20 protein-coding genes and 3 pseudogenes are annotated in these 22,483 nt (G+C 33.5%); 7 read left to right on the top strand and 16 right to left on the bottom strand.

Annotated elements, in window-relative coordinates; genetic code table 11:
- Window positions 1-4: 4 nt before the first annotated feature.
- From MUA60_RS01250 to MUA60_RS01220, 7 genes and pseudogenes are all read right to left on the bottom strand, one after another.
- Window positions 5-1,318, bottom strand: a pseudogene (locus MUA60_RS01250) (BCCT family transporter); the annotation flags it as partial.
- Between the two features lie 337 nt (window positions 1,319-1,655).
- Window positions 1,656-2,345, bottom strand: coding sequence for an LrgB family protein (locus MUA60_RS01245; RefSeq protein ID WP_262649249.1), 690 nt, complete (start codon window positions 2,343-2,345; stop codon window positions 1,656-1,658).
- The gene (locus tag MUA60_RS01240) at window positions 2,342-2,725 is read right to left on the bottom strand and encodes a CidA/LrgA family protein (RefSeq protein ID WP_058612111.1); all 384 of its coding nucleotides are present in this window, start codon (window positions 2,723-2,725) and stop codon (window positions 2,342-2,344) included. Before MUA60_RS01240 ends, MUA60_RS01245 begins: the two co-directional genes overlap by 4 nt.
- A gap of 148 nt (window positions 2,726-2,873) precedes the next feature.
- Window positions 2,874-3,770 carry a cidABC operon transcriptional activator CidR gene (gene cidR / locus MUA60_RS01235; RefSeq protein WP_262649248.1) on the bottom strand — a complete coding sequence of 299 codons (897 nt, stop codon included), beginning with the start codon at window positions 3,768-3,770 and terminating at the stop codon, window positions 2,874-2,876.
- A gap of 35 nt (window positions 3,771-3,805) precedes the next feature.
- On the bottom strand, window positions 3,806-5,140 hold the full coding sequence (locus MUA60_RS01230; protein WP_262649247.1) for a sodium-dependent transporter: 1,335 nt from the start codon (window positions 5,138-5,140) through the stop codon (window positions 3,806-3,808).
- A 70-nt stretch (window positions 5,141-5,210) separates the two neighbouring features.
- Complete coding sequence (locus tag MUA60_RS01225; protein WP_262649246.1) at window positions 5,211-6,359, bottom strand: FAD-dependent oxidoreductase; 1,149 nt, start codon at window positions 6,357-6,359, stop codon at window positions 5,211-5,213.
- A gap of 13 nt (window positions 6,360-6,372) precedes the next feature.
- On the bottom strand, window positions 6,373-6,936 hold the full coding sequence (locus tag MUA60_RS01220; RefSeq protein ID WP_394812730.1) for a PadR family transcriptional regulator: 564 nt from the start codon (window positions 6,934-6,936) through the stop codon (window positions 6,373-6,375).
- A 214-nt stretch (window positions 6,937-7,150) separates the two neighbouring features.
- On the opposite strand from MUA60_RS01220, the gene scdA reads away from it, so the two are divergent.
- The 5 genes from scdA (at window position 7,151) to MUA60_RS01195 (ending at window position 11,494) form a co-directional block, all read left to right on the top strand.
- Complete coding sequence (scdA, locus tag MUA60_RS01215) at window positions 7,151-7,834, top strand: iron-sulfur cluster repair di-iron protein ScdA (protein WP_262649245.1); 684 nt, start codon at window positions 7,151-7,153, stop codon at window positions 7,832-7,834.
- 25 nt (window positions 7,835-7,859) lie between these two features.
- Window positions 7,860-8,615: a class I SAM-dependent methyltransferase gene (locus MUA60_RS01210; RefSeq protein ID WP_262649243.1), complete on the top strand. Its 756-nt coding sequence runs from the start codon at window positions 7,860-7,862 to the stop codon at window positions 8,613-8,615.
- A gap of 58 nt (window positions 8,616-8,673) precedes the next feature.
- On the top strand, window positions 8,674-9,111 hold the full coding sequence (locus tag MUA60_RS01205; protein ID WP_262649242.1) for a VOC family protein: 438 nt from the start codon (window positions 8,674-8,676) through the stop codon (window positions 9,109-9,111).
- Window positions 9,112-9,222: 111 nt separating this feature from the next.
- The gene (locus MUA60_RS01200) at window positions 9,223-9,864 is read left to right on the top strand and encodes a nuclease-related domain-containing protein (protein ID WP_262649241.1); all 642 of its coding nucleotides are present in this window, start codon (window positions 9,223-9,225) and stop codon (window positions 9,862-9,864) included.
- A gap of 463 nt (window positions 9,865-10,327) precedes the next feature.
- Window positions 10,328-11,494: an IS256 family transposase gene (locus MUA60_RS01195; protein ID WP_262649240.1), complete on the top strand. Its 1,167-nt coding sequence runs from the start codon at window positions 10,328-10,330 to the stop codon at window positions 11,492-11,494.
- Between the two features lie 403 nt (window positions 11,495-11,897).
- Here the strand turns inward: MUA60_RS01195 and MUA60_RS01190 are convergent, their stop codons facing one another.
- Window positions 11,898-12,866 carry a sugar phosphate isomerase/epimerase family protein gene (locus tag MUA60_RS01190; RefSeq protein WP_262649239.1) on the bottom strand — a complete coding sequence of 323 codons (969 nt, stop codon included), beginning with the start codon at window positions 12,864-12,866 and terminating at the stop codon, window positions 11,898-11,900.
- Between the two features lie 12 nt (window positions 12,867-12,878).
- Window positions 12,879-13,202, bottom strand: a pseudogene (locus MUA60_RS01185) (Gfo/Idh/MocA family protein); the annotation flags it as partial.
- Window positions 13,203-13,256: 54 nt separating this feature from the next.
- On the opposite strand from MUA60_RS01185, the gene MUA60_RS01180 reads away from it, so the two are divergent.
- Window positions 13,257-13,808: a helix-turn-helix domain-containing protein gene (locus tag MUA60_RS01180; protein WP_025907016.1), complete on the top strand. Its 552-nt coding sequence runs from the start codon at window positions 13,257-13,259 to the stop codon at window positions 13,806-13,808.
- Window positions 13,772-14,635 carry an IS3 family transposase gene (locus MUA60_RS01175; RefSeq protein WP_103361549.1) on the top strand — a complete coding sequence of 288 codons (864 nt, stop codon included), beginning with the start codon at window positions 13,772-13,774 and terminating at the stop codon, window positions 14,633-14,635. The genes MUA60_RS01180 and MUA60_RS01175 overlap by 37 nt, the downstream gene beginning before the upstream one ends.
- Before the next feature lie 30 nt (window positions 14,636-14,665).
- Here the strand turns inward: MUA60_RS01175 and MUA60_RS01170 are convergent.
- From MUA60_RS01170 to MUA60_RS01140, 7 genes and pseudogenes are all read right to left on the bottom strand, one after another.
- Window positions 14,666-15,148: pseudogene (locus tag MUA60_RS01170) on the bottom strand (Gfo/Idh/MocA family protein); the annotation flags it as partial.
- Window positions 15,149-15,165: 17 nt separating this feature from the next.
- Entirely contained in the window at window positions 15,166-15,882 is a 717-nt protein-coding gene (locus tag MUA60_RS01165; protein WP_262649238.1) for a ThuA domain-containing protein, read from the bottom strand.
- A 15-nt stretch (window positions 15,883-15,897) separates the two neighbouring features.
- The gene (locus MUA60_RS01160) at window positions 15,898-16,974 is read right to left on the bottom strand and encodes a Gfo/Idh/MocA family protein (protein ID WP_262649237.1); all 1,077 of its coding nucleotides are present in this window, start codon (window positions 16,972-16,974) and stop codon (window positions 15,898-15,900) included.
- Window positions 16,975-17,377: 403 nt separating this feature from the next.
- Window positions 17,378-19,030: a Na/Pi cotransporter family protein gene (locus MUA60_RS01155; protein WP_262649236.1), complete on the bottom strand. Its 1,653-nt coding sequence runs from the start codon at window positions 19,028-19,030 to the stop codon at window positions 17,378-17,380.
- Window positions 19,031-19,178: 148 nt separating this feature from the next.
- Window positions 19,179-19,547, bottom strand: coding sequence for a Na-translocating system protein MpsC family protein (locus tag MUA60_RS01150; protein WP_126477819.1), 369 nt, complete (start codon window positions 19,545-19,547; stop codon window positions 19,179-19,181).
- Between the two features lie 29 nt (window positions 19,548-19,576).
- The gene (locus MUA60_RS01145) at window positions 19,577-20,059 is read right to left on the bottom strand and encodes a carbonic anhydrase (RefSeq protein WP_262649235.1); all 483 of its coding nucleotides are present in this window, start codon (window positions 20,057-20,059) and stop codon (window positions 19,577-19,579) included.
- Window positions 20,060-20,110: 51 nt separating this feature from the next.
- Complete coding sequence (locus tag MUA60_RS01140) at window positions 20,111-22,483, bottom strand: DUF2309 domain-containing protein (protein ID WP_316964764.1); 2,373 nt, start codon at window positions 22,481-22,483, stop codon at window positions 20,111-20,113.

The following is a 22,483-nucleotide window of genomic DNA, read 5'->3' as shown; positions in this document are numbered from 1 at the left end:
TTTTAGCTGCTGCTAATATAAATAATCTTGAATCAAATGTTGTTGCTAAATATAAGAATGCTGAGATTAAGAATAGGACAATCATTACTTTTGGAAATGGTAATTGATGCATCACTTCTATAATAGTGGCTTCTGCGTTATGTTGATTCAAGAATTGAATGACATCAAATTGTCCTGAAATTTGTAAGAACACTGCATAGTTACCAAAGATACCAAAGAATAATACACATCCTAAAGTTCCATAAATAATTGTACCTAATACGACTTCTTTTAACGTACGGCCTTTGGAAATTCTGGCAATAAATAAGCCAATAAATGGCGCATATACTAACCACCAAGACCAATAGAATATCGTCTAATCTTGCGGGAAGTTTGTTTCTTTTCTATCACTAATCCCGCCAAATGGTTCTAACCATGTTGCCATTCTAAAGAAATTTTTCAGCATATTTCCTAAACCTGATACAGTCGTCTCCATAATAAATATCGTTGGCCCAACAATCAGTACGATTCCTAAAATTAAGAACGTTAGCCAAACGTTAATATCACTTAATTTTTGTATACTTTTTTTCAGACCTGTATAAGAACTAAATGCAAAGATGACCGTAATGATGAGTAAGATAATACTTCTCATAACCATATTCTCACCATCTAGTCCTGTGAGCCGCTCTATCCCAGCAGAAATCAGTGGTACACCTAGTGCTAATGATGTTGCTGCACCGCCTAATAATCCAAAAATAAATAAAATATCTACAATTTTACCGAGTAATTTATCCGTTTGACCTTTTAAAATTGGTCTACATGCTTGGCTGATTTTATAGATTGGTTTCTTCTTAACAAATACTAAATAACCAATTGGCAAAGCAGGTAACACATAAATCGCCCAAGCTATTGGTCCCCAATGAAACATGCCATACATTGTTGCATATTCGAGTGCTTCATCTATCATACTACCTGCACCATACGGCGGCACTTGATAATAGTATGCCCATTCGATGACACCCCAGTATAAAATGTCTGAACCGATACCCACGCAAAATAGCATCGAAATCCAACTAAAATTATTAAATTCAGGTTTATCACTTGCTTTACCTAAAGTGACATTCCCGTATTTTCCAAACGCTATGTATAATACAAATGCAAAAACAATCAATCCAAGTAATAGATACCATGCACCTAATGAATCCGAAATAATATCATTGATACTTGTAATGACTTCTTGACTAGCTTTAGGGAATACCATCATCGGTATAACAGCGATAAGTAATACTGCAACCGTCCCATAAAATGTCCACCAGTCCATTACTTTATGTTTCTTCACTTCTGAACACTCCTCGTTGTCGATTAATGTACATCGTTAAATAATCATTTTTAATGAACACGATGATTTAAATCACAATGAAGACGATATAGAATTTTTAATAAAAATGCAAATCACATACAATGAAAAATATCATTACTTATGAATAAATATATAATATGCATTTTATAATCATTATAAATATTGCTACAACGGTTGTGTTAAGTTAAAATTTAACGAACGTAACAAATCTAACGTTCTTTTATTATGTATTTTTATACATATTTTATGAATATTAATTTATATAAAAAAGAAGGGAATATGACATGAATTTTGCCATATCTCCTTCTAGATCTCATTAAATATAAGTGGTCATTAAATAAAGTACTGGTAACATAATCGCACTGAGGACAGCTGTTAAAATCATACCAATTGTACTAAACGCACCTGCTTCAATATTAGATTCCAAAGCTTTGGCTGTACCAAACGCATGTGAAGCATTACCATACGTTAAACCTTTTGCTAAATCACTTGTAAACTTCGCTTTACTAATATAAAAATTACCTAAAATACTACCAATTAAACCTGTCGCTATAATAAACATAACGGTTATCGTATCTGTTCCACCCATTTGGTGAGACACTTCAATACCTACTGCTGCTGTCATCGATCTAGGTAAAATTGTGACAATCGTTGAACTCGGATATCCCATTAAATATAGAACGCCATAAATGAGGACAAAGTTAACCATGATGCCTGCTAATACACTTGAAATAATAATTTTAAAGTTCGCGACAATCAACTTTCTATATTTATATAACGGATATGCTAAACTGACAACTGAACAATCTAAAAATTGATGAATCCATGAACCACCTACCATGTAGTCTTTGTAATTCATACCAAACACTAATAAAATAGTGACAATCATAATTGAAGCTATCAGTGCTGGATTGAGTATAGGATGTTTGTATTTAATTTGTAGTTTCTTAGCGATGATAAAACAAGCTAATGTTAAAAGTACCATCAAAAAAGATTGTATAATCATGATGCATTCTCCTTATCCGTTTTATTAATATTTAAAAACTTCTCACAAACATAACCAGATGAGAGTGCTACTAAACTTGTACTCACAATGAGTAACACGACCATAATGATATAACCTGGTCCAATCTGATCTGCAATATCCATAATGCCTACGATGGAAGGCACGAAAAATAAAATCATAACATTAATTAATTTATTAGCACCGACTTCTATCCATCGTTCAGGTAAAATACCTGTTAGAAGTAATAAAAATAATAATGCTAGTCCAACAATACTACCTGCAATTGGTATATGTAATATTTCTTGAAGCCATTTACCAATTTGAGTAATCATATATATGAGAGATACTTGAAATAGTATCTTTATAAACGTTTTAATCATCTAAACTCATCCTTTTAATAAGACGTTATAGACAATATTATAGGACGGTCCAAAGTATTAATAAAATACATATTATCGATTTAACATATTCCGTATTGGAATAGTTTGATTATATTTTACTGTTCAAAGCAAAAAACAGGCTAGAACATTATGTTCCAGCCTGTTTCTTGATTAGTGATTCTTTTAGAAATAATATCCATTCTTTAGTAACGCGATTCACATAAGCACCTTTTTTCCAAATTAATCCGAGATGCCAATATATCTTTTCACCTTCAAGTTCAATCATTGTCACATCATCACTCATTTGTTCAGCAATACTTTGTGGCACAATAGATAGACCAAGCCCTCTTTCTATCATATTGCTAATAAAGGTAAGCTGTGATATTTTAGCAACTGTCTTTGGATAGAAACCTTCTTTCCGGCAGTTCTCAATAATCATATCTCTTAAATAATAGTCATCGTGAAATAAGACAAATTCTTCATCTTTCAATTCACTGATTGATACTTGATGTCTTTCAGCAAGTTTATGTGACTTATTCACTACTAAAAACAATTCCTCTTTATAAAGTGGCACGCTGTTATATTTAGATGAATCTACAGGTAATGTCGTCACACCAATATCTACTTCATCTTTATTAATATAATGTTCTACCGCTTTACCGCCACCTTCAGTAACTTCGTATGTGACGTTAGAATATTTACCATGAAAATTCTCGAGACTATCTGTTATAAGATCCACTTTAATCATAGGCGACAAACCTAATCTAATATGTCCACGTTGCACTTCAAAGATATCATTCAGTTCGAGCGTCAAATGATCAAATAGCGTTAAGAATTCTACTGCTTTATCGTAAAATACTTCGCCAGTATCTGTTAGTTTAATGTGTTTTTGTGAACGATCAAACAGCGTGACATCAAATTCATTTTCAAGGTTTTTTACAGCTTTACTAATTGTAGATTGCGCTACAAATAAATGTTCTGCAGCTTGGGTCATACCACCATTTCTAACAATTTCCATAAAATATTTTAACTGTTTAAACTCCATTTGCTATACCTCATTTCATAGATTTCATGACAGACTTAAAGTGAACATATAAATACGATAAGTATAATAATCGGAATGATATATCTCATTAAGAATTTCCATAATTTAAACCATTTTAAAGACAGTTGATTCCCCATTTGGAATTCTCGTTTTACGATAGCTTGATCCATTCTAAACGAAATAAATATAGCGATTAGTAAACAGCCAATTGGTAACAATATATTGCTCACTAAATAATCTGTTGCATCAAATATAGACTTTCCAAAAATCGAAACATCTGCAAGAACACCATATGATAGTGAAGATGGAATACAAGCGATAAATGTCAGTGATCCTAATATCCACACTATTTTTGAACGTGATCTTTTGCCTTCTTTTTCGAAAGCTGAAATGATAATTTCAAATTGACTAAATGAAGAAGTCAATGTCGCAAATAAGAATAACAGTAAAAATAACGTTAAGAATACTGAACCAAATGCCATTTGACCAAATACATTAGGTAATACAATAAATAATAATCCAGGACCTTCAGTAGGTTCTAATGAGAATGCAAATACAACCGGGAATATCGCCATTCCTGCTAATATAGACACGATAATATTCATAATCGATACCGACATTGCTGACGTTGGTAAGCTTTCTTTTTTACTTAAATACGAACTATAAGTAACCATACATGAGAATCCAACAGCTAACGCGAAGAATGATTGACCTAACGCATACAATACACCTTCAGCTGAGAAATCTTTAAAGTTGAAACTAAAGAAGAACGATAATCCTTCAGACGCACCTTCTAAAGTTACTGCTCTCACAACCAGTATAATAAAGAATATAAATAATAAAGGCATTAATACATTATTGGCACGTTCAATACCTTTTTTAATACCGAAGTTTAACACAACAACATCCATCAATATAAAGACAAACACACCGATTAATACAGTAAATGGTTCTCCTATAATTTGTTCAAAGAATTTACCGTAGTTTGTACCATCAGATATAAGATTGCCTGTTAATCCCAATGCTGCATAGATTGTAATCCAACCACCTACAACACTATAAAAGGATAATAATAAGAAACAACCAATAACACCAAGTCTGCCCGTTATTCTCCATGGTGATTTGGGAGCTAGCGTATCATAAGCCGCAACAGCTTCTTTGTTTGTTGCACGTCCAATGATAAATTCCGAAATCAACATCGGTAATCCGATAAATAATGTAAATATAATAAATAACAATAAGAAGGCGCCACCACCGAATTGACCTGCAACATAAGGAAATTTCCATATTGCGCCAATACCGATTGCAGCACCTGCTGATGCCATAATAAATCCTATCTTAGATGACCATTGATCTCTTTGTTTGACCATGTTATCACTCCATTCACTTCTTCCTTAATTGAAGTATAACGTAAATTAATCATCTACACAGTAAGAATTTTTATGACATTTGTTCTACATCTGTAAATATACTGCCCATTTTTTCAGCAGCATTATCTGAAAACATTAAATCTAAATTATCTTGAGATTCTTGTGCGTGTTCTTCAGATGCTTTGTACATTTCATCTTCGTAAGCTGCTATCACATCTTCTAAATTGTCATGATTTTTAAATGCACGTGCTAATAAATACGCATCATATAGTGCTGTATTAACACCTTCACCAGCGAACGGACTCATAACGTGAGCGGCATCACCTAACAATGTCACATTAGATTGACGTTCCCATTTGAAACCAATTGGTAATTTATAAATTCTTCTAAATAAAGCTTGATCATCAGCATATGAAATGTATTTTAAAAGCTCTTTATCCCAATCTTTAAAATCTTGTAATAAACGTGATTTAAGTTGTTCAGGTGACAAAGCTTTATACGTATCTAAATCTTTATAAGGCATGCGATAAGTGACATAAACTTTAATTGATCCATCACCGTTCAATTGTCCAAGTATAGCTTGATCTCCGCCAAGGGCCATGATTTTACCATTTTTATTAAAAGCAGCTAAATCTGGAAATTGTTGTTTCACATCAGAAATATTTAGTTCGACCATTGAAATACCTGTGTACATAATATCTTGCTCTGTTATAAATGGTCTCACTTTAGAAAATGATCCGTCTGCACCTACTACAACATCAAAGATTTCACTCACATTATGATTAAAAGTGACTTTAACTTTATGATTATCTAACGTTTCTATTGCTTTAAATTCATAATGATAACGGATGTTTTCTGGATTGATTTCGTTAAGAATCATATCGCAAAGTTCACCTCGATCAATCTCTGGTCTTCCGCCTTCACCTTCTGCATCATCTTCAAAATACAATGTGCCATCTGGTCCTAGAATTTTTGTATCTTCGCCTTCAAATCTTGCCATACTTTTAAATATTTCAATAAGACCAGCTTCTTTAATCGGCAATTGTCCGGATTCTTCATGAATGTCTAACGAACCACCTCTGTTCCCATTAATATTGCGCTCACCTTTTTCAAATATCGTAAATGGAATCCCTTGTTTTTGTAATAACAAACCGAGCATTAAGCCACCAGGACCTCCACCTATAATTGCGACTTTATTATTTTTATTGCTTTTCAACATTTTTACCTTCTTTTTAGTTTTTATATAAGTTTTTTGCTTTTTCTTTTGTTTCATTTATAAATGATTCGAATTTCGCTTTTTTCTCATCATCTTCCACTGCTTCTCTTCCCGCTAACATAATTTCTTTAAATAAATCTCTAAGTTGATTTCGTGCATCTTCCATCGCTTTAATATCAACATTTTGGAATCCTTCTAATCGTTTCGTAAATTCATCTTGATCGATGTTTTCATTTAAAAATGTTTCGCCTTCATCTGTAATTGTATAAACTTTTTTATTACCATCTTTAGAAATTGATACAAAGTCTTTATCTTCTAACATTTGTAAAATTGGATAAACTGAACCCGGACTTGGTGCATAGAATCCTTTAAATCTTTCTTCTAAATCTTTAATGACTTGATAACCATGTTTCGGTTCTTCTTTTAACATTTTTAAAATAATAAATTGTAAGTTCCCTTTCTTAAAGAAACGATCTCTTCCCGGATGACCGCCAAAACCTCTGCCAAAATCAAAGCCATCACGATTCATCATATGAGCTCTGTGATTGTTAAATCTTCCCTCAAAATTTCTTCTAAACATATAATCACCTTTCTTCTTTTCGATATATCGTTATATTATCCGATATATCGAAAAGTGTCAAGCGATATATCGGAATAAATTTTATCGACATCTTTTCACACCATATTTTTTACAATTTTATGTAATTTTCATGGAATTCCCTAATACTGAGAATGTTTCTCATATAATATAATTGAGATATATAGAAGGTAAATATTTTAAAGGAGGTCATTACATGATTACTAAAGAGCGTCATGTTGCTGATGTCGTAGCAGATATTCCAAAGTCTGCTGATATTTTTCGTAAATACGGTATCGACTTTTGTTGTGGAGGTGATGTATCCATCGATGAAGCTGTGTCTAATAATAAAAAGGTCGATTTAGAAACATTGTTGAATCAACTCAATAGCATACCTGCCGATCAACAAAATGGCGGAATTGATATTAAATATTTAGATGCTTCTTCACTTATTCAGTACATTCAATCTCGATATCACGAAGCTTTGAGAACTGAATTCCAAAACTTAACGCCTTATGTTACAAAGTTAGCTAAAGTACACGGTTCAAATCATCCATATTTATTAGAACCGAAGGACTTATATACTAAATTGAAGTCTGCATTATTAGCACATATTGACGAAGAAGATCATCAGTCGTTCCCTAAATTATTAGATGTATCAGCAGGTAAACAAGTTGATTATTTAAACGAAACGATTACATCCCTAGTTGATGACCATGATGAAGCTGGACAATTGTTACGAGAGATGCGTGCCATCACAAACGATTACCAACCACCTCTAGAAGCATGTGGTACATGGAGACTTGTCTATCAACGTTTAGAACAATTAGAACGCGACACACATGAACATGTTCATTTAGAAAACCACGTATTATTCAAGAAATACAAACATCTACTTTAAAAACTTTTTATAGGAATGATTCATTATGAAAAAAGAAGCTGGACATACATTTTTAGCGAAGTTAGGTAAGAAAAGATTAAGACCTGGTGGAAAAATTGCGACAGATTGTCTCATTAAAAAAGGGCATTTTACGAGAGATAAATATATATTAGAAGTTGGATGCAATATGTGTACAACAGCTATGCAAATTGCGAAAACTTATGGTTGCAGAATTGAAGGTGTCGACTTAAATGCTAAAGCTTTAGAAAAAGGTATTAAAAATGTATCATCTGCAAACTTATCTCATTTAATTAATGTTCAAAAAGCTAATGCCATGAATTTACCATTTGAAGATGAACAATTTGATATCGTATTAAATGAAGCGATGCTTACAATGTTGCCGATTAAAGCGAAAGAACAAGCATTAAAAGAATATTATCGTGTCTTGAAACCAGGCGGCATCGTATTAACACATGATATCGCCATTATTAATGTTAAATCTAAAGATGAAATCATCCATCATTTAAGTGATGCCATTAACGTTAAAGTAACCCCATTACCAACAGCAGAATGGTATAAACTTTATCAAGATGCTGGTTTCAAACAAATAGAATCGCACATTGGCGCGTTAACACTCATGACACCTGCTGGCATGATACGTGATGAAGGTGTATTAGGTACGCTTAAAATCATTAAAAATGCCTTAAAAAAAGAAAATCGATTTATGTTCTTTAATATGTTTAAAACAATGAAACGATATAAAAAAGATATGAATTATATTGTTCATGCTGTTAGGAAATAACCGTCTCAACAGATATAATAGTTATTATATAACTATTAACTGAATTGGAGATGTAAACATGAAATTAAATAAAATGGACCATGTAGGTATTATCGTTGAAGATTTAGAATCAGTTAAAGCATTTTTTAATACGTTAGGGTTGGACCTGATTGGAGAACAAAATATTAACGGTGAATGGATCGGCAATATTTATGGTGTAGATGCTTTAGAAGCAAGCATTGCTATGATGAAAGTTCCTCATGATGAAACAGCTATAGAACTCATACAATTTCGTGACCAATCATCAACGACTAACAAATCTATACATTTCCCAAGAAATATAGGTGCTAGTCATTTTGCATTTTCAGTTCAAAATATTGAACAAGTTGTAGAACAATTGGCCACAACATCTTCTCATGTGATTGGAGAAATTACGCAATTCGAAGACATGTACAAATTGTGTTATATCAAAGGTCCAGAAGGTATATATATCGAATTAGCAGAAAAACTCAAATAAGTTATGATAAAAACATTTTGGAAATCAAGATAAATGGTTTCTAAAATGTTTTTATTTGTATTTTAGTGGAATATTATATATAATAAATGTAAAAAAATAGGAGGTTGATAGATGGAACTCACTCGATATCATAAGGCAATCTTTGGTCGAATAGATGCCAATCAAGACACCCAAGAAATTTATCGACAAATCCAAGGAGAAGAAGGTGAACAAATTGTACAACAAATGTTAGAACAAGAACTTAAGTTAAATTATGTACATAACATTGAATTAAATATAAAGAACAAAATTCAACTCGATTTCCTCATTGTAGATGATGATAAGATGATTAATTTAGAGGTCAAACACTATAAAGGCGACTACTATATCATCGATAATCAAATGAAAAATAGTTACGGGAACATATTCCAAACCCCTTTTTCACAAATGAAAAGAGCCGAATATGAACTTGAACTGATTAAATCACATCTCAATATTAAACGAGATATTATATCTTATCTCGTATTTACAAACCCCACATTTACACTTCACTCTGACATACCTAATCGTAAACAGGTACTGTTACCAACAGAGTTACACAAAATTCCTAGGCTATTTAATAATTTTAAAGTAGACGAAAATAGAGCCATACTCAACAAAATCAAAACACTTAAGCAAGATTTTTCGAAGACCTATCCTAGACATATGATTCCATTCGAAAAAATCAAACCAGGCTTAAGATGTCCACATTGCCGTAAAATCAACCAAATATAATTAGATAAACGAATGAGATTCGGTCATTGTATGTATTGCTCAAGACATATACAGAGACAGTTACTCTACTTAGAAAATTTAAAAGAATTATACGTATTAAAAAATGGGCCATTTACATTGAAAGAAGCAGAATTGTGGTGTGGTGGGGATGCGCATGCTATCAGAAGAGTATGCAAACGTCATTTTAAAAAGAAGGGAAAACATAAAAGTTATTTTTATTTATAGAATAGTGCCTTCTTAAGTAAGGAATTTGGGCTCTTCTTGGTTTTGCTCCTTCTTTAAGCCAAGACTTGGGGGATCGCTTGGCTTTACTCCTACTTTAAGCCAAGACTTGCGGGATCTCTTGGCTTTACTCCTACTTTAAGGAATATGTCCATATAATTGTGTAATAAAAAAAGAGCCACATATAGCTCACTTTGGTACAATGTAATCGACTAAGAAAAAATTGTAGAGGTGACTATATATGACTCAATTAAATGTTAACTTAGATTATGAAGAATTGGCAAGTGCTATTTTTGGAAGTGATATGAATGCGTCTATGAAAACAATAGCTATGACTGTCATAAATGCATACATGGAAATGGAAAGAGACAAGTATGTTAATGCTGGATATAAACAAAAGAATTCAGGAAGAAACGCACAACTTAATGGCTATTATGAGCGTGATTTCCTGATGCCTATTGGCAATCTGACATTAAAAGTTCCAAGAACACGTGACGGTGAATTTACAACTGAAGTATTTAATCAATATTCGCGTTCTGACCAATCGCTTATTTTAGCGATGACAGAAGCATACATTAATGGTGTTTCAACTAGAAATGTTAATAAAATTGTGGAATCCCTAACGGGAAAATCTGTGTCTAAATCAACTGTTTCAGGCGTAATAAAAAACCTAGATCCTGAAATTAAAGAATGGGCTGGTAGACCTATTGTTAGTCATCAGTATAAGTATGTATTTGTTGATGCTATGCACATTAAGGTAAGAGAGAATAATAAAATTGTTTCTAAAGGTGTTTATATCGCTATGGGTATCAACGAAAATAGAAAACGCGACATTATTGGCCTTAAAATTTCTAATCAAGAGTCAGAATTAGCTTGGTCAGAGTTTTTTGAAGACTTAAGAATGCGTGGTTTAACAACACCTGAACTTATTATCTCTGATGCGCATTCTGGACTTATTAAATCTATTAAGTCACAGTTTATTGATTCATCTTGGCAACGTTGTACATTCCATTTTCTTAAAAATATTGTAGAGAGATTTCCTAAAAAGAACTCTAAAGAAGCTAGAATGTTACTTAAATCAATATTCCAAGCACCAACATATCGTCACGCTGTTCAGCTCAAAGATGAATTCATTGCACAATATGAAAGTAATCCTAAGTATGTGGAAGCTATTAAAATATTGGATGAAGGCTTCGAAGATGCCTCACAATTCTATAGATTTCCTGCTCAACATCATAAAAATCTAAGAACTACTAATTCAGTTGAAAATATTAATATGCAACTCAGAAAACGAGAAAAAATAGTTAAAACATTCCCTAATCTAGATTCAGCTTTTAGATTAATTGGCGCAGTACTTATGGATATTCAAGAAAGATTTGATAAGTCTAACAGACCATTTATCGCTTAATTAAGCTACTTATTTTTTAAAAAATAAGTAGTGATCAAACAACTATATCTGTTTAAACTTCAAAACAAATATAGTTGTTCGATTCATTAAAAAACCAAAGGTTGATTACATTCTAAAGATATTACACAAACATATGGACTTGACTACTTTAAGCCAAGACCTGGGGGATCTCTTGGCTTTACTCCTTCTTTAAGCCAAGACTTGAGCCCAAATTTATAAATTGACTATATGTTTTTGTATATTTTTAATATTTAAAAGTGAATCTCGTGAGTTTATTTCGACGTTAACTAAGCTTTTTACCTCAAAATCGTCGCCCTCTACTCACAGACCCCATCTCCCTAGATTCACCCCCTCAAAAATTAAAACCATGGTATCAGCACTCAAGCTGAAACCATGGTTTTCTTCATGCCCACCATATATTATCTAATGATTCGTTTATATTCACTGTTTGTAAATTATGTGCTGCTTTTTGGAATCCTTCTTCTACTGACATGATTGGGTCTTCATGTTCTATACTCACGACATAATCATATCCATTGATTCTCAATGCGCTTATAATATCTCCCCATACTTGTGGGCTATGTCCATAACCGACTGTTCTGAATGTCCAAGCTCGTGTTTGAACTGAACTATACGGCTGCATATCTGTCAAACCGTACATATTGACATTTTCTTGGTCGATGTAAGTATCTTTTGCATGAAAATGATGAATCGCACCAGCTTTACCTAAAATTTTAATAGCTGCTATCGGATCAATGCCTTGCCACCATAAATGACTTGGATCTAGGTTCGCACCAATAGCATCGTTTGTCGCTTCTCTAAGTTTTAAAAGTGTATGTGGTGTATGTACTGAGAATCCAGCGTGTAGTTCAATACCTATTTTAACGTTGTGGTCTTTAGCAAACTGCGCCGCTTCTTTCCAATAAGGTATCAACTTCTTCTCCCATTGCCACTCTAATATTTCTGAGTAAGCTGTTGGCCACGGTGTTACTGGCCAGTTTGGATGTTTAGCGTCTTCATCTGATCCTGGTATACCTGAAAATGTATTAACAACTGGGACACCTAGAATCGAAGCTAATTTCACCGATTTAATAAATGTCTCATGTGCTTGTTTGGCATGTTCTTTGTCTGGTGAAACAGGATTGTCATGACAACTAAATGCGCTTATTTCTAATCCACGTTTCTTGATAGCATCCATAAATGATTGTCTTTTACTTTCATCTTCTAACAATTCATCTACATTACAAAAATGGTTACCCGGATTCCCACCTGTACCGATTTCGACCATTTTCAATCCAGAATCTGCAACATGATCTAACATTTCTTCAAACGTTTTATCTTGAAAAAGTACTGTAAATACACCAATTTTCATATGTAACACCCCTTATTTTAATTTAACACTCGTACCTTGTTCACTACTTTCATAAATTGCATCTATTAATGCACTCACGCGTCTAGCTTCTTCAGGTTTCACGACTAACGACTCTAGTCCTAAACAACTGTTCACAAAGTTTAATGTCTGACGTTCTGCAGCAATATTTTCATTATGTTCAGCATATGCTTGTTCGTTGAAAAATGTACCAAATCGAGGTTGATATATTTCAAATGGATAAAGGTTAATGCCACCATCTACACCAGACATACTTAAGGGAATTTTATCTTCTTTAATATTTGCAGACCATGAGCATTCAAACTGCATCGTTGAACGGTACTGCACCCCTAAAGTTAGAGTAAAAAAACTAACTTTAGGGGGTGTTTTAATATGACAAAATATAGTGATGAATTTAAGTTGAAAGTTGTAAGAGATTATCTAGATGGCCATTATGGTTATCGAAAATTAGCTAAAAAATATAATATACCTGATAAAATTATTATACGAACATGGGTAAAAGCCTTTCAATCATTCGGTGTAGATGGCATTAAAAAGAAACAGAAAAAGACAGTTTATTCTGTTACATTCAAAATAAATGTATTAAACTATATGAAAAGAACAGGCGATTCCTTCCAAGATACAGCGATTAAATTTGGCCTAAATACCCCATCTATTATTGTGCGATGGAAAAAGATATATGACAAAGAAGGTGTGGAAGGACTCGAAAAGCCGAAAGGACGACCTCCCATGAAAAAGAAGAAACAGAAGAAATCTAATCAAAACCTATCACGAGAAAAAGAGTTAGAGCTAGAAAATGAAAATCTTCGATTAGAGAATGCTTATTTAAAAAAGTTGAACGCTTTTCGAGAGAATCCGAGTGCCTTTCTAGAAAAGCACAAGCAGCAGTGGCATTCGAACTCAAAGAAGAAGGATTCAAATTAAAAGATATCTTAGTAAAGGTTGGTATACCAGAAGCAACCTATCATTACCATGCCAAACAATTACAAAAGGAAGATTTAGATAAAGGTTGGAAGAAAAAGATCATTGAACTTTTTCAAAAACACAACGGTAAATACGGCTATCGTCGTATATATTTAGCTTTGAGAAATCAAGGTTATCTCATTAACCATAAGAAAGTACAACGAATTATGCGAGAACTAGGATTAAAATGTCAAAAATTCACACGTAAATCACGCTATCAATCATACAAAGGTACAGTTGGTAAAGTGGCTGAAAATCGCTTGAATCGTAGATTCCATACATCTATTCGACTTCAAAAATTAGTGACAGATATCACTGAATTTAAATGTGCTGAAGAACAAAAATTATATCTCAGCCCTATTATGGATTTATACAATGGGGAAATCATTTCTTATGGTATATCCAGAAGACCAACATTAGACTTAGTACTTCAATCATTGGATAAAGCAGTTACAATCATTAAGCATGAAGCACCATATCGTACGACGATACATTCTGATCAAGGTTGGCATTATCAGCATAATGCATGGATTAGAAGATTATCGGAACAAAGGATTTATCAAAGTATGTCACGTAAAGCGACGTGTGCGGATAATGCTTCTATGGAGAATTTCTTTGGCATCATGAAGCAGGAAATGTATCATGGAGAAGAACTTGTTAACTATGAAACATTAAAAAGAAGAATTGAGGATTACATCTATTGGTATAACAATGAACGTTTGAAATTAAAATTGGCTGGACGAAGTCCAGTACAATACCGAACTCAATCCAGCCAATTAATAGCATAATGGAAACTCTAACTTTGGGGGGGCACTACCACCTGGCACTTTTCTTCGACGCAATGCTTGTACTCTCGTTACAAGCGCATCACCTACAACACCTTCATCAATTGCACGACGAGCTGTTATTGCAGCGTCTGTAAAGCGGTAATGATAGCCTATTGCGAGCACTTTACCGGATTGATTTGCCGCTTCAATCATTGCATCACATTCTTCTCGATTCATAGCCATTGGTTTCTCACAAAATACATGTACACCTGCATTTAACGCTGCAACTGTTATTTCTGCATGAAATTTATTTGGTGTACATATGACGACCGCATCTACACTATTAAACATCTCCTCATATTCAGAAAAGACATTTGGAATTTGAAATTGTGATGATACTTTTTTAGCGAGTTCTTGATTAACATCTTGCACACCAAGAATTTCAACTAAGTGATTTAATTTTTGTAAAGCTGGTATATGTCTGTTTTGTGCGATACCGCCGACACCTATAACACCTAGTTTAAGTTTATCCATAAATATAATCTCCTATTTTATTTCTTACTAATTTCTTCTAAAGGTTGTGCATTACCATATTGATGTTTAGGTGTGCGGTCATTTTTCGCCCACTTAACAGCATTTTTAATAACTTGTTGAATTTCTTCATTATAATAAGTAGGGTAACTTTCGTGTCCCGGTCTAAAATAAAAAATCTTTCCATTTCCGCGCTTAAATGTTGCACCACTTCTAAACACTTCTCCACCTTCAAACCAACTAATAAATATTGTTTCATCTGGTGCTGGTATATCAAAGTGTTCGCCGTACATTTCTTCTTTTTCCAATTCAATATATTGCCCTAACCCATCTGTAATTGGATGCGTTGGATCAACTACCCAAAGTCGCTCTCTATCATCTGCTTCGCGCCATTTTAAATCACATGTCGTACCCATCAAACTTTTGAATATTTTAGAGAAATGTCCAGAATGTAACACGATAAGACCCATACCATCTAGTACGCGTGCTTTTACTTTTTCGACGATTTCATCTTTCACTTCATCATGTGCTTTATGACCCCACCATAAGAAGACATCAGTCTCAGCTAATACTTCATCCGTTAATCCGTGTTCTGCTTGATCTAATGTTGCTGTTTTAACGTCATGTTCTTCTCCTAAAAATTCAGCAATAACATTGTGAATACCATTAGGATAAACTGCTTTAATTACTTCACTTTCTACTTCGTGTCTATATTCATTCCATACTGTTATGTTCATTAATAATACTCCTTCTTAGTCAAAATATACTGCTTTACCTGTCTTAGCTGATTCATAAAGTGCTTCTAATATTTGTGTAATCACAATTGCTTGTTCTGGTTTCACAACAGGCTCTGTATCATTAAGAATACTGTCAATCCAACTACGTGCCTCTACTTCAGCTTCGTCTACTTTTTCACCTTCATAAAAATCAACGCCTTTATTCTCAAGTTCTACTTGCGTTGTATATAAAGAACCAAAGTTTTCTCCGTGGATTCTTAAGCCATCTTTCATATCCGCACCACCTTCAGTACCAGATAATGAACATTTTGCTTCATCTACTTCTAAAGAGTTTAACGCCCAACTTGATTCAAGCATGATTGTCGTACCATTTTTCATCTTAATAAAACCGAAAGCTGAGTCCTCTACTTTGAACTTTTCAGGATCCCATGGTCCCCATGCATTAGCTGCATTTTCTTTCTTACCTAACTTATGGAAAGTTGAACCCATTACTGATTCTGGTTCATAATTATCCATCATCCATAACGTTAAATCGAGTGCATGTGTCCCGATATCAATTAAAGGACCACCACCTTGTTGTTCTTCGTCTAAGAAGACACCCCAAGTCGGCACTGCTCTACGACGAATAGCGTGTGCTTTTCCGAAATAAATATCCCCTAAGTCACCACGCTCTGTCGCTTTATGTAAATATTGACTGTCAGGTCTAAATCTATTTTGATAACCAATCGTAAGTTTCTTACCATTACGTTTAGCCGCTTCAATCATTTCTTGCGCTTCTTCTGTTGTCTTAGCCATAGGTTTTTCACACATAACATGTTTACCTGCATCTAATGACGCAACCGTTAATTCCTTATGAGAACTGTTCGGTGTACATACATGAATGACATCAATAGCATCATCCTTTAAAAGTGATTGGTAATCTTCGTAAACTTTCGCATTCTCCGTACCATATTCCTTAGCTGCTGCTTGTGCTTTATTAATATCAATATCACAAAAAGCAACAATGTTCACTTCGCTTATTTTTTGTAAACTCGGTAAATGCTTACCATTCGCAATACCACCACAACCAATAATTCCTACATTCAAACTCATATGTACAACCCCTTTTATGTATTTATGCGACAGTTAATAACATTAAGCAATCGCTTACATTTTTGTTTATATAACTATGTTAAAATAAAAACCAATAAACACCAACGAATAACACTTGTAAAGACACTTATATTTTACATCTGAATATATTTTCATAAGTTAAAAATATTTTCAGTATGATAAATAGAAAAACAACTGAATTATATGAAATAAAAAATTTTTCTAAATTATTATTAATTACTATAGCGATTTTGTGCTGTGCTGACGCCTGAGGGAATAGTATGTGTGAGAGACTACAGGCTCGAACCATACCCTAGGCAAGCTTGCACAAACAAAATCGCAGGTTGTAAAAATACCACCTCATTTCTACCTAATTAAATCAGCAAAATGAGGTGGTACTTATTTATATTTTCACTTCAGTTGTTTGTGTGTATGAATACTCTCCGAGGTTAATCATGGATTCTGATATATTTCGTGAGTGGTAACCAATTCTTTCAAGGATTGATATCATGTCGATATATACAAGGCTACCTTCTGGTGAACATTCTCCAGAGCTTAATCTCTTGATATGTTTTTTACGTAAGTCATGCTCTAGTATATATGAATCTTGGCTTCGTTTCACAACTTCGTCTTTTTTCAAATTGTCATAAACATCAAATACTTCAAACGTTTTTTCATATGAAATTTTTACATGATCATATAATCGTTCAATGCTTTCTTCTGCTTTTGATGAAATTTGAATATCAGCTGATTGTTTCTTCTGCAATTCTTCTAAGTATGATTCTGTTAATGTAGATACTTTCAATATTGTTCTATTAACATCATATAAAACAGATAGCCTTTCAGCATCTTTAGCTGATAGTTTCTTCTCAGATAATTTATTTAAATATTGACGTACATTATCATACATATTATCTACTGCAAGGTGTTTATCTTTATGCTTTTTAATTGCTTTTTCATCAATGTTTTCAACATTATTCAACATTGAAACAGTCATTTTACCGATATTTTGAATTTCATCTTGAGCCTCTTGAAGTGCAATACTAGGCGCTCTATTAATTAAATTATTATCAAGATATTTCGGTTTATACTTCTCATTTACATCATCACCAGGAATAATTTTCGTTACAATCCAAGCTAGAGCGAAGATGAATGGTAACTGTATAAGTGTATTTGTAACATTGAACGTTCCGTGTGCAAATGCTATAACCATTTTTGGATTTAAATTCATAGCGTGTTGAATCCATTCCATCGTCATTTCGTAGAATGGTAATATTAATAGAAATACTGCTGCACCGATAACATTAAACATAACATGTGCCATTGCAACACGCTTAGCAGCGATAGAGCCTGCTAAACTTGCTAATACAGCTGTAATCGTCGTTCCAATATTATCACCTAATAAGATAGGTATTGCACCATGCAATGAAACTAAATCATTGGTATAGAAACCTTGTAAAATACCAATCGTTGCACTTGAACTTTGCACGATTAACGTCAAAAATGTACCTGCAAGTACACCTAATATCGGAGTAGAAGACATATCTAACATAATTTGTTTAAAGCCTTCTAAATTAGCAAGTGGTTTCACTGCACCACTCATTAATTCTAGACCATAGAATAGTGATCCAAATCCAAAGAAAATCATACCAATATTTTTAAATTTTCTTTTTTGAATGAAGAAAATTAAAAATGCACCTAATGCTAGTATTGGTAAAGCATATTCACCAATGTTAATCCCAATAATAAATGCTGTGACCGTCGTACCGATATTGGCACCCATCACAACACCTATTGCTTGTCGCATCGTCATAAATCCAGCACTTACGAGTCCGATTGTGATAACCGTTGTTCCCGAACTACTTTGTATTAAAATTGTCACGATCATACCTGCAAGTACACCCATAATCGGATTACTTGTAAATCTATTTAATATACCTCTTAATCTGTCGCCTGCTGCTGCTTGTAAGCCATCGCCCATTTGTTTAATCCCGTAAAGGAAGATACCTAATCCACCGATGAATGTAAAAATCATTTGTAATGCCGAGAGTTCCATAACACACCTCTTTAAAGTTATTGTAACCATTGTGAATAATAAACTATAATTGTTAAGCTAATGTAAATTTTTAATTAACTTTTATTAAAATTATCATTATTCTTTGCTATTTCATTTTTAAAAGGTTTTCATTATGGATATTTTCCAATTATTTATTAAAAAGTTCTTCTATATTATGATGCATTTTAAAAATCATCATACGTTCACCTGTTCGTGAACTTAAATCTGTATGGAAACTTTTGACGTCTTGTTGGGTAATATCAAATATCATTTGGTATAAATGATCCATATCTGATTCTACTAATTTTGAACGCGTACGTTTTATACTCAGTAAACCTTCTTGTGTTTCACATACGCTATATTCTGCAGGTGTAAGGACACCTTGTAAATCAACAATAATCATATCTCTTAAAATATCTGTCTTAACAGATAGAGAGCCTCTACCTAGATATTCTTTTTCCCATTGTGTAATGGCTTTACTAATTTTTGATTCACATGCTCCTTTAGTCATTTCCATATTTGTCTCTCCTTAATGCTAATTTTGCTTTATGTTAAATGTTCAGCAATTGTTTCAATATTGTTTTGATTGATGGTCATACCGTTTATTGTAATACCTGATGGAATAAGTGGATGATTAGAAACTTGATGAATGCTTTGTTTAATACTTTGATGAATATCACTTTCACCATTTAACCACTCATGAATATTGTCACTACTAAACTCAGGCTTACAATTTTCAAATAAGTAATCGAGTGTTTTTATTTTTTCTGTATGCCTTTTGACATTTTCAGATAATGCGATAACTTGTTTATCGTTTGACTTTCTAATGATATATACATGCTCTATATCATATTCGTAAATCGCGATAATAATAGACCGCATCACATCACCATATGCATGCGCAATTTCTGCCTGAAAGCTTTGTATCGACATCACATGATTTGGGTTGAAATTTAAAGATTCAACAAGTTGTCTTTCTAGATGTGTATTTAAATCAGATAGTATGAGTATATTTTTTTCATCATTCATATTATACATCCTCTCGAGTCCTAGACATAAATAGTTGTCCTGCTCATTTATTTACCATTTATGCCATTCACCATTTTCATCTATACTTGATAGCAATAACCAGTCATTCTTAACTTTCGTGTTAAGCGCAGCATTTTCTTTAAGTAGTTTACTAATGTAATCATTCGGCGCTTGTATCACAACTAATAATCGAATCGGTGCATGATAATATTCTCCATCTGCTTTCATGACTGATTGCCAAGGAAGACCTGTCAGTAAATCACTACCGTTTCCTTGCATAACACCAATGCCACTCGTCACCGTTTGTGTGATTTTATTGCCGCTTCCGTAATAGTAAGGTGCAACTGTTGAAGCATAATATTGTAAGTTAATCCATTGAGCAACTGTCGCCGGGCCACTTAAAATCGTATTTAAAATTTCACCATTATGATCTTTCGTCCAGTCATAATTATGCAAGAATGCGCGACCATTTAATTGAGATTGCTCTGTTAATGTTCTCTTACCAATAACAAATGTTGCATTTCTAGCTAAGCCCCATTCTGGTCGGATTTCACTCCAATCACTTGCCAACTGTTCTGCTTTAGCTGTGGATTGTTCGTTTGAATGTTCCATACCTGGAATATCTTCAAGTCTTAAACGATTTGCTTCATGTCCAGCTTTAGGTAACGCTAGTTTTAATTTTTCTAAAGCGCGCTCAGCCTGATTTGAAAGTTCTGGCACATATAGCCATTCTAATTGATCAGTTGTCGTGCTATGTTCGGCTGCAACAAATACTGTATCTTCCGGAATTATAATGTGATTGCTTTTGAGACCTTCTCTAACTTCAGGCAAATTACATAAAGTCGCTAATACTTTCGCATTAAAGCCACTCGCTGAACCACCACACGCGCCACAATCTAATGAAGCTGCATAAGGATTGTTTGCACTATGACTACCGTGTCCGCATATGACCACTAACGGCGCAAAATCTTCCGTTAAATCCATTAATTTCAATGCTTCTCGTGCGTAAGTAAGCTGATCTTGTTTCGTAAACCCAATAGGTAAATCACCAAACCGATTCGGCGCATGATCTATAGAAAGTTTCGTTTCCGGTTTATTCATAAGATTTTTATTAAATCTATTGACCAAATCTCCCGTACGTTTAGGCATAAAGCTTCTCGCAATCGTTTGTAAACTTAGCCATGAACCTGTTAATTCTGGAAGCAATAGACTTGGTAATACATTTTGTTTCATTTTTTTAAATGTATAAAATATTGACGAAATACTTTTTTTCTTTTCAACGTAATGATTGGATTGATGTGCATCTTCGTATTCATAAATCTTATGTTGCGGTTTATTCATTACTGGTAAAGCATTATGTGTATGTTGATGTCCGAGTTCACATTTTTCAATCGGTAATCCAAAGAAGCCTGCGATACCGATTGTTTCGAAAGGACCTTCCATTTCTAATTGTCTTCTAAAAGGTTCCGAACGAGTATCAATACAAAAAGCGAGCTGTGCCTCGACAGGTGCTTCATCATCTTCATGATGGATATGAGATTGAATTTCACTTTGGAGTTGTGCTTCATACGTATCTTCCCAAGCTTCTAGCAATAATTTATGTTGTGTAATGCGATCAAATTGATGCGCAAATGCTATATAATCTTCTCGTTCACCTTGAGATAATGCGAACCAATTTTCCAACGTTAAGATACCACTTTCAAACCAAGATCCTACTTGAGAAATGTCTTGTTCAGTATGTTGTTGTTCTTGAGCATGCTCACTCATCAATGTCCATTCCAAAGCCAATCTTATGGCTAAATAATCCGTCAGCAAGTTTAAACGTTCGTCTTTCCAAAGCATCATACCTGCCCACCCTGGTAAAGTTAACAAGTGTATTTCAAGATATGATTGTACTTGTGCTTCTGATATACCCAATTTGTCTAAACAGCATTTTATTGTTTCAATAGATGTTGAGGGTAACATTTTTATTTTACGTCTCTCTGCCTTCGATAAAGCGGGATCCAAATAAGCTAACCTCTTCCAATTTTTAAAGAATCCTTTACCATCTTTATGGATTGCCCATCCTGATTGATTATCATCAAGATATAATTTACTCCACTTAATCATTTGTGCATTCAACTTATCTAAATACGCCTGTCCAGAATATTGTTCTATACGCGTACTTAATATAACGTCATCATCTTGCTGTTTATTTAGTGAAACATTTTCTATTGATTTTCTTAATTGTTGTAGTTCTTGTTCAGTAAGGTTTATCTTGTTATTTCTATTAAACAATATACTTTCAGCATATTCTCTTAACATATCTTTATTTAATGGCGTATTATTGTTCGATAGCCATACTGATAATCGTTCTTCTATATATTCCTGTTTAATTTCTCCATTTTCAATTGCAGCAAATAATAAACTTTTGTTCGGATACAA

Origin of the sequence: Mammaliicoccus sciuri (assembly GCF_025561425.1) — a bacterium.
Taxonomy (GTDB): domain Bacteria; phylum Bacillota; class Bacilli; order Staphylococcales; family Staphylococcaceae; genus Mammaliicoccus; species Mammaliicoccus sciuri_A.
This window is presented reverse-complemented; position numbering and strand designations above follow the sequence as displayed.

Coding starts and splice junctions, on each gene's coding strand:
- MUA60_RS01150 (WP_126477819.1), bottom strand. CDS start 19,547: ATGGAAATGACTAAAGGAGCATGTGAATCAAAAATTAGTAAAGCCATT.
- MUA60_RS01200 (WP_262649241.1), top strand. CDS start 9,223: ATGGAACTCACTCGATATCATAAGGCAATCTTTGGTCGAATAGATGCC.
- MUA60_RS01210 (WP_262649243.1), top strand. CDS start 7,860: ATGAAAAAAGAAGCTGGACATACATTTTTAGCGAAGTTAGGTAAGAAA.
- scdA (WP_262649245.1), top strand. CDS start 7,151: ATGATTACTAAAGAGCGTCATGTTGCTGATGTCGTAGCAGATATTCCA.
- MUA60_RS01245 (WP_262649249.1), bottom strand. CDS start 2,345: ATGATTATACAATCTTTTTTGATGGTACTTTTAACATTAGCTTGTTTT.
- MUA60_RS01220 (WP_394812730.1), bottom strand. CDS start 6,936: ATGTTTAGAAGAAATTTTGAGGGAAGATTTAACAATCACAGAGCTCAT.
- MUA60_RS01225 (WP_262649246.1), bottom strand. CDS start 6,359: ATGTTGAAAAGCAATAAAAATAATAAAGTCGCAATTATAGGTGGAGGT.
- MUA60_RS01145 (WP_262649235.1), bottom strand. CDS start 20,059: ATGAATGATGAAAAAAATATACTCATACTATCTGATTTAAATACACAT.
- MUA60_RS01155 (WP_262649236.1), bottom strand. CDS start 19,030: ATGGAACTCTCGGCATTACAAATGATTTTTACATTCATCGGTGGATTA.
- MUA60_RS01205 (WP_262649242.1), top strand. CDS start 8,674: ATGAAATTAAATAAAATGGACCATGTAGGTATTATCGTTGAAGATTTA.
- MUA60_RS01160 (WP_262649237.1), bottom strand. CDS start 16,974: ATGAGTTTGAATGTAGGAATTATTGGTTGTGGTGGTATTGCGAATGGT.
- MUA60_RS01240 (WP_058612111.1), bottom strand. CDS start 2,725: ATGATTAAAACGTTTATAAAGATACTATTTCAAGTATCTCTCATATAT.
- MUA60_RS01180 (WP_025907016.1), top strand. CDS start 13,257: ATGACAAAATATAGTGATGAATTTAAGTTGAAAGTTGTAAGAGATTAT.
- MUA60_RS01195 (WP_262649240.1), top strand. CDS start 10,328: ATGACTCAATTAAATGTTAACTTAGATTATGAAGAATTGGCAAGTGCT.
- MUA60_RS01190 (WP_262649239.1), bottom strand. CDS start 12,866: ATGAAAATTGGTGTATTTACAGTACTTTTTCAAGATAAAACGTTTGAA.
- MUA60_RS01165 (WP_262649238.1), bottom strand. CDS start 15,882: ATGAACATAACAGTATGGAATGAATATAGACACGAAGTAGAAAGTGAA.
- MUA60_RS01230 (WP_262649247.1), bottom strand. CDS start 5,140: ATGGTCAAACAAAGAGATCAATGGTCATCTAAGATAGGATTTATTATG.
- cidR (WP_262649248.1), bottom strand. CDS start 3,770: ATGGAGTTTAAACAGTTAAAATATTTTATGGAAATTGTTAGAAATGGT.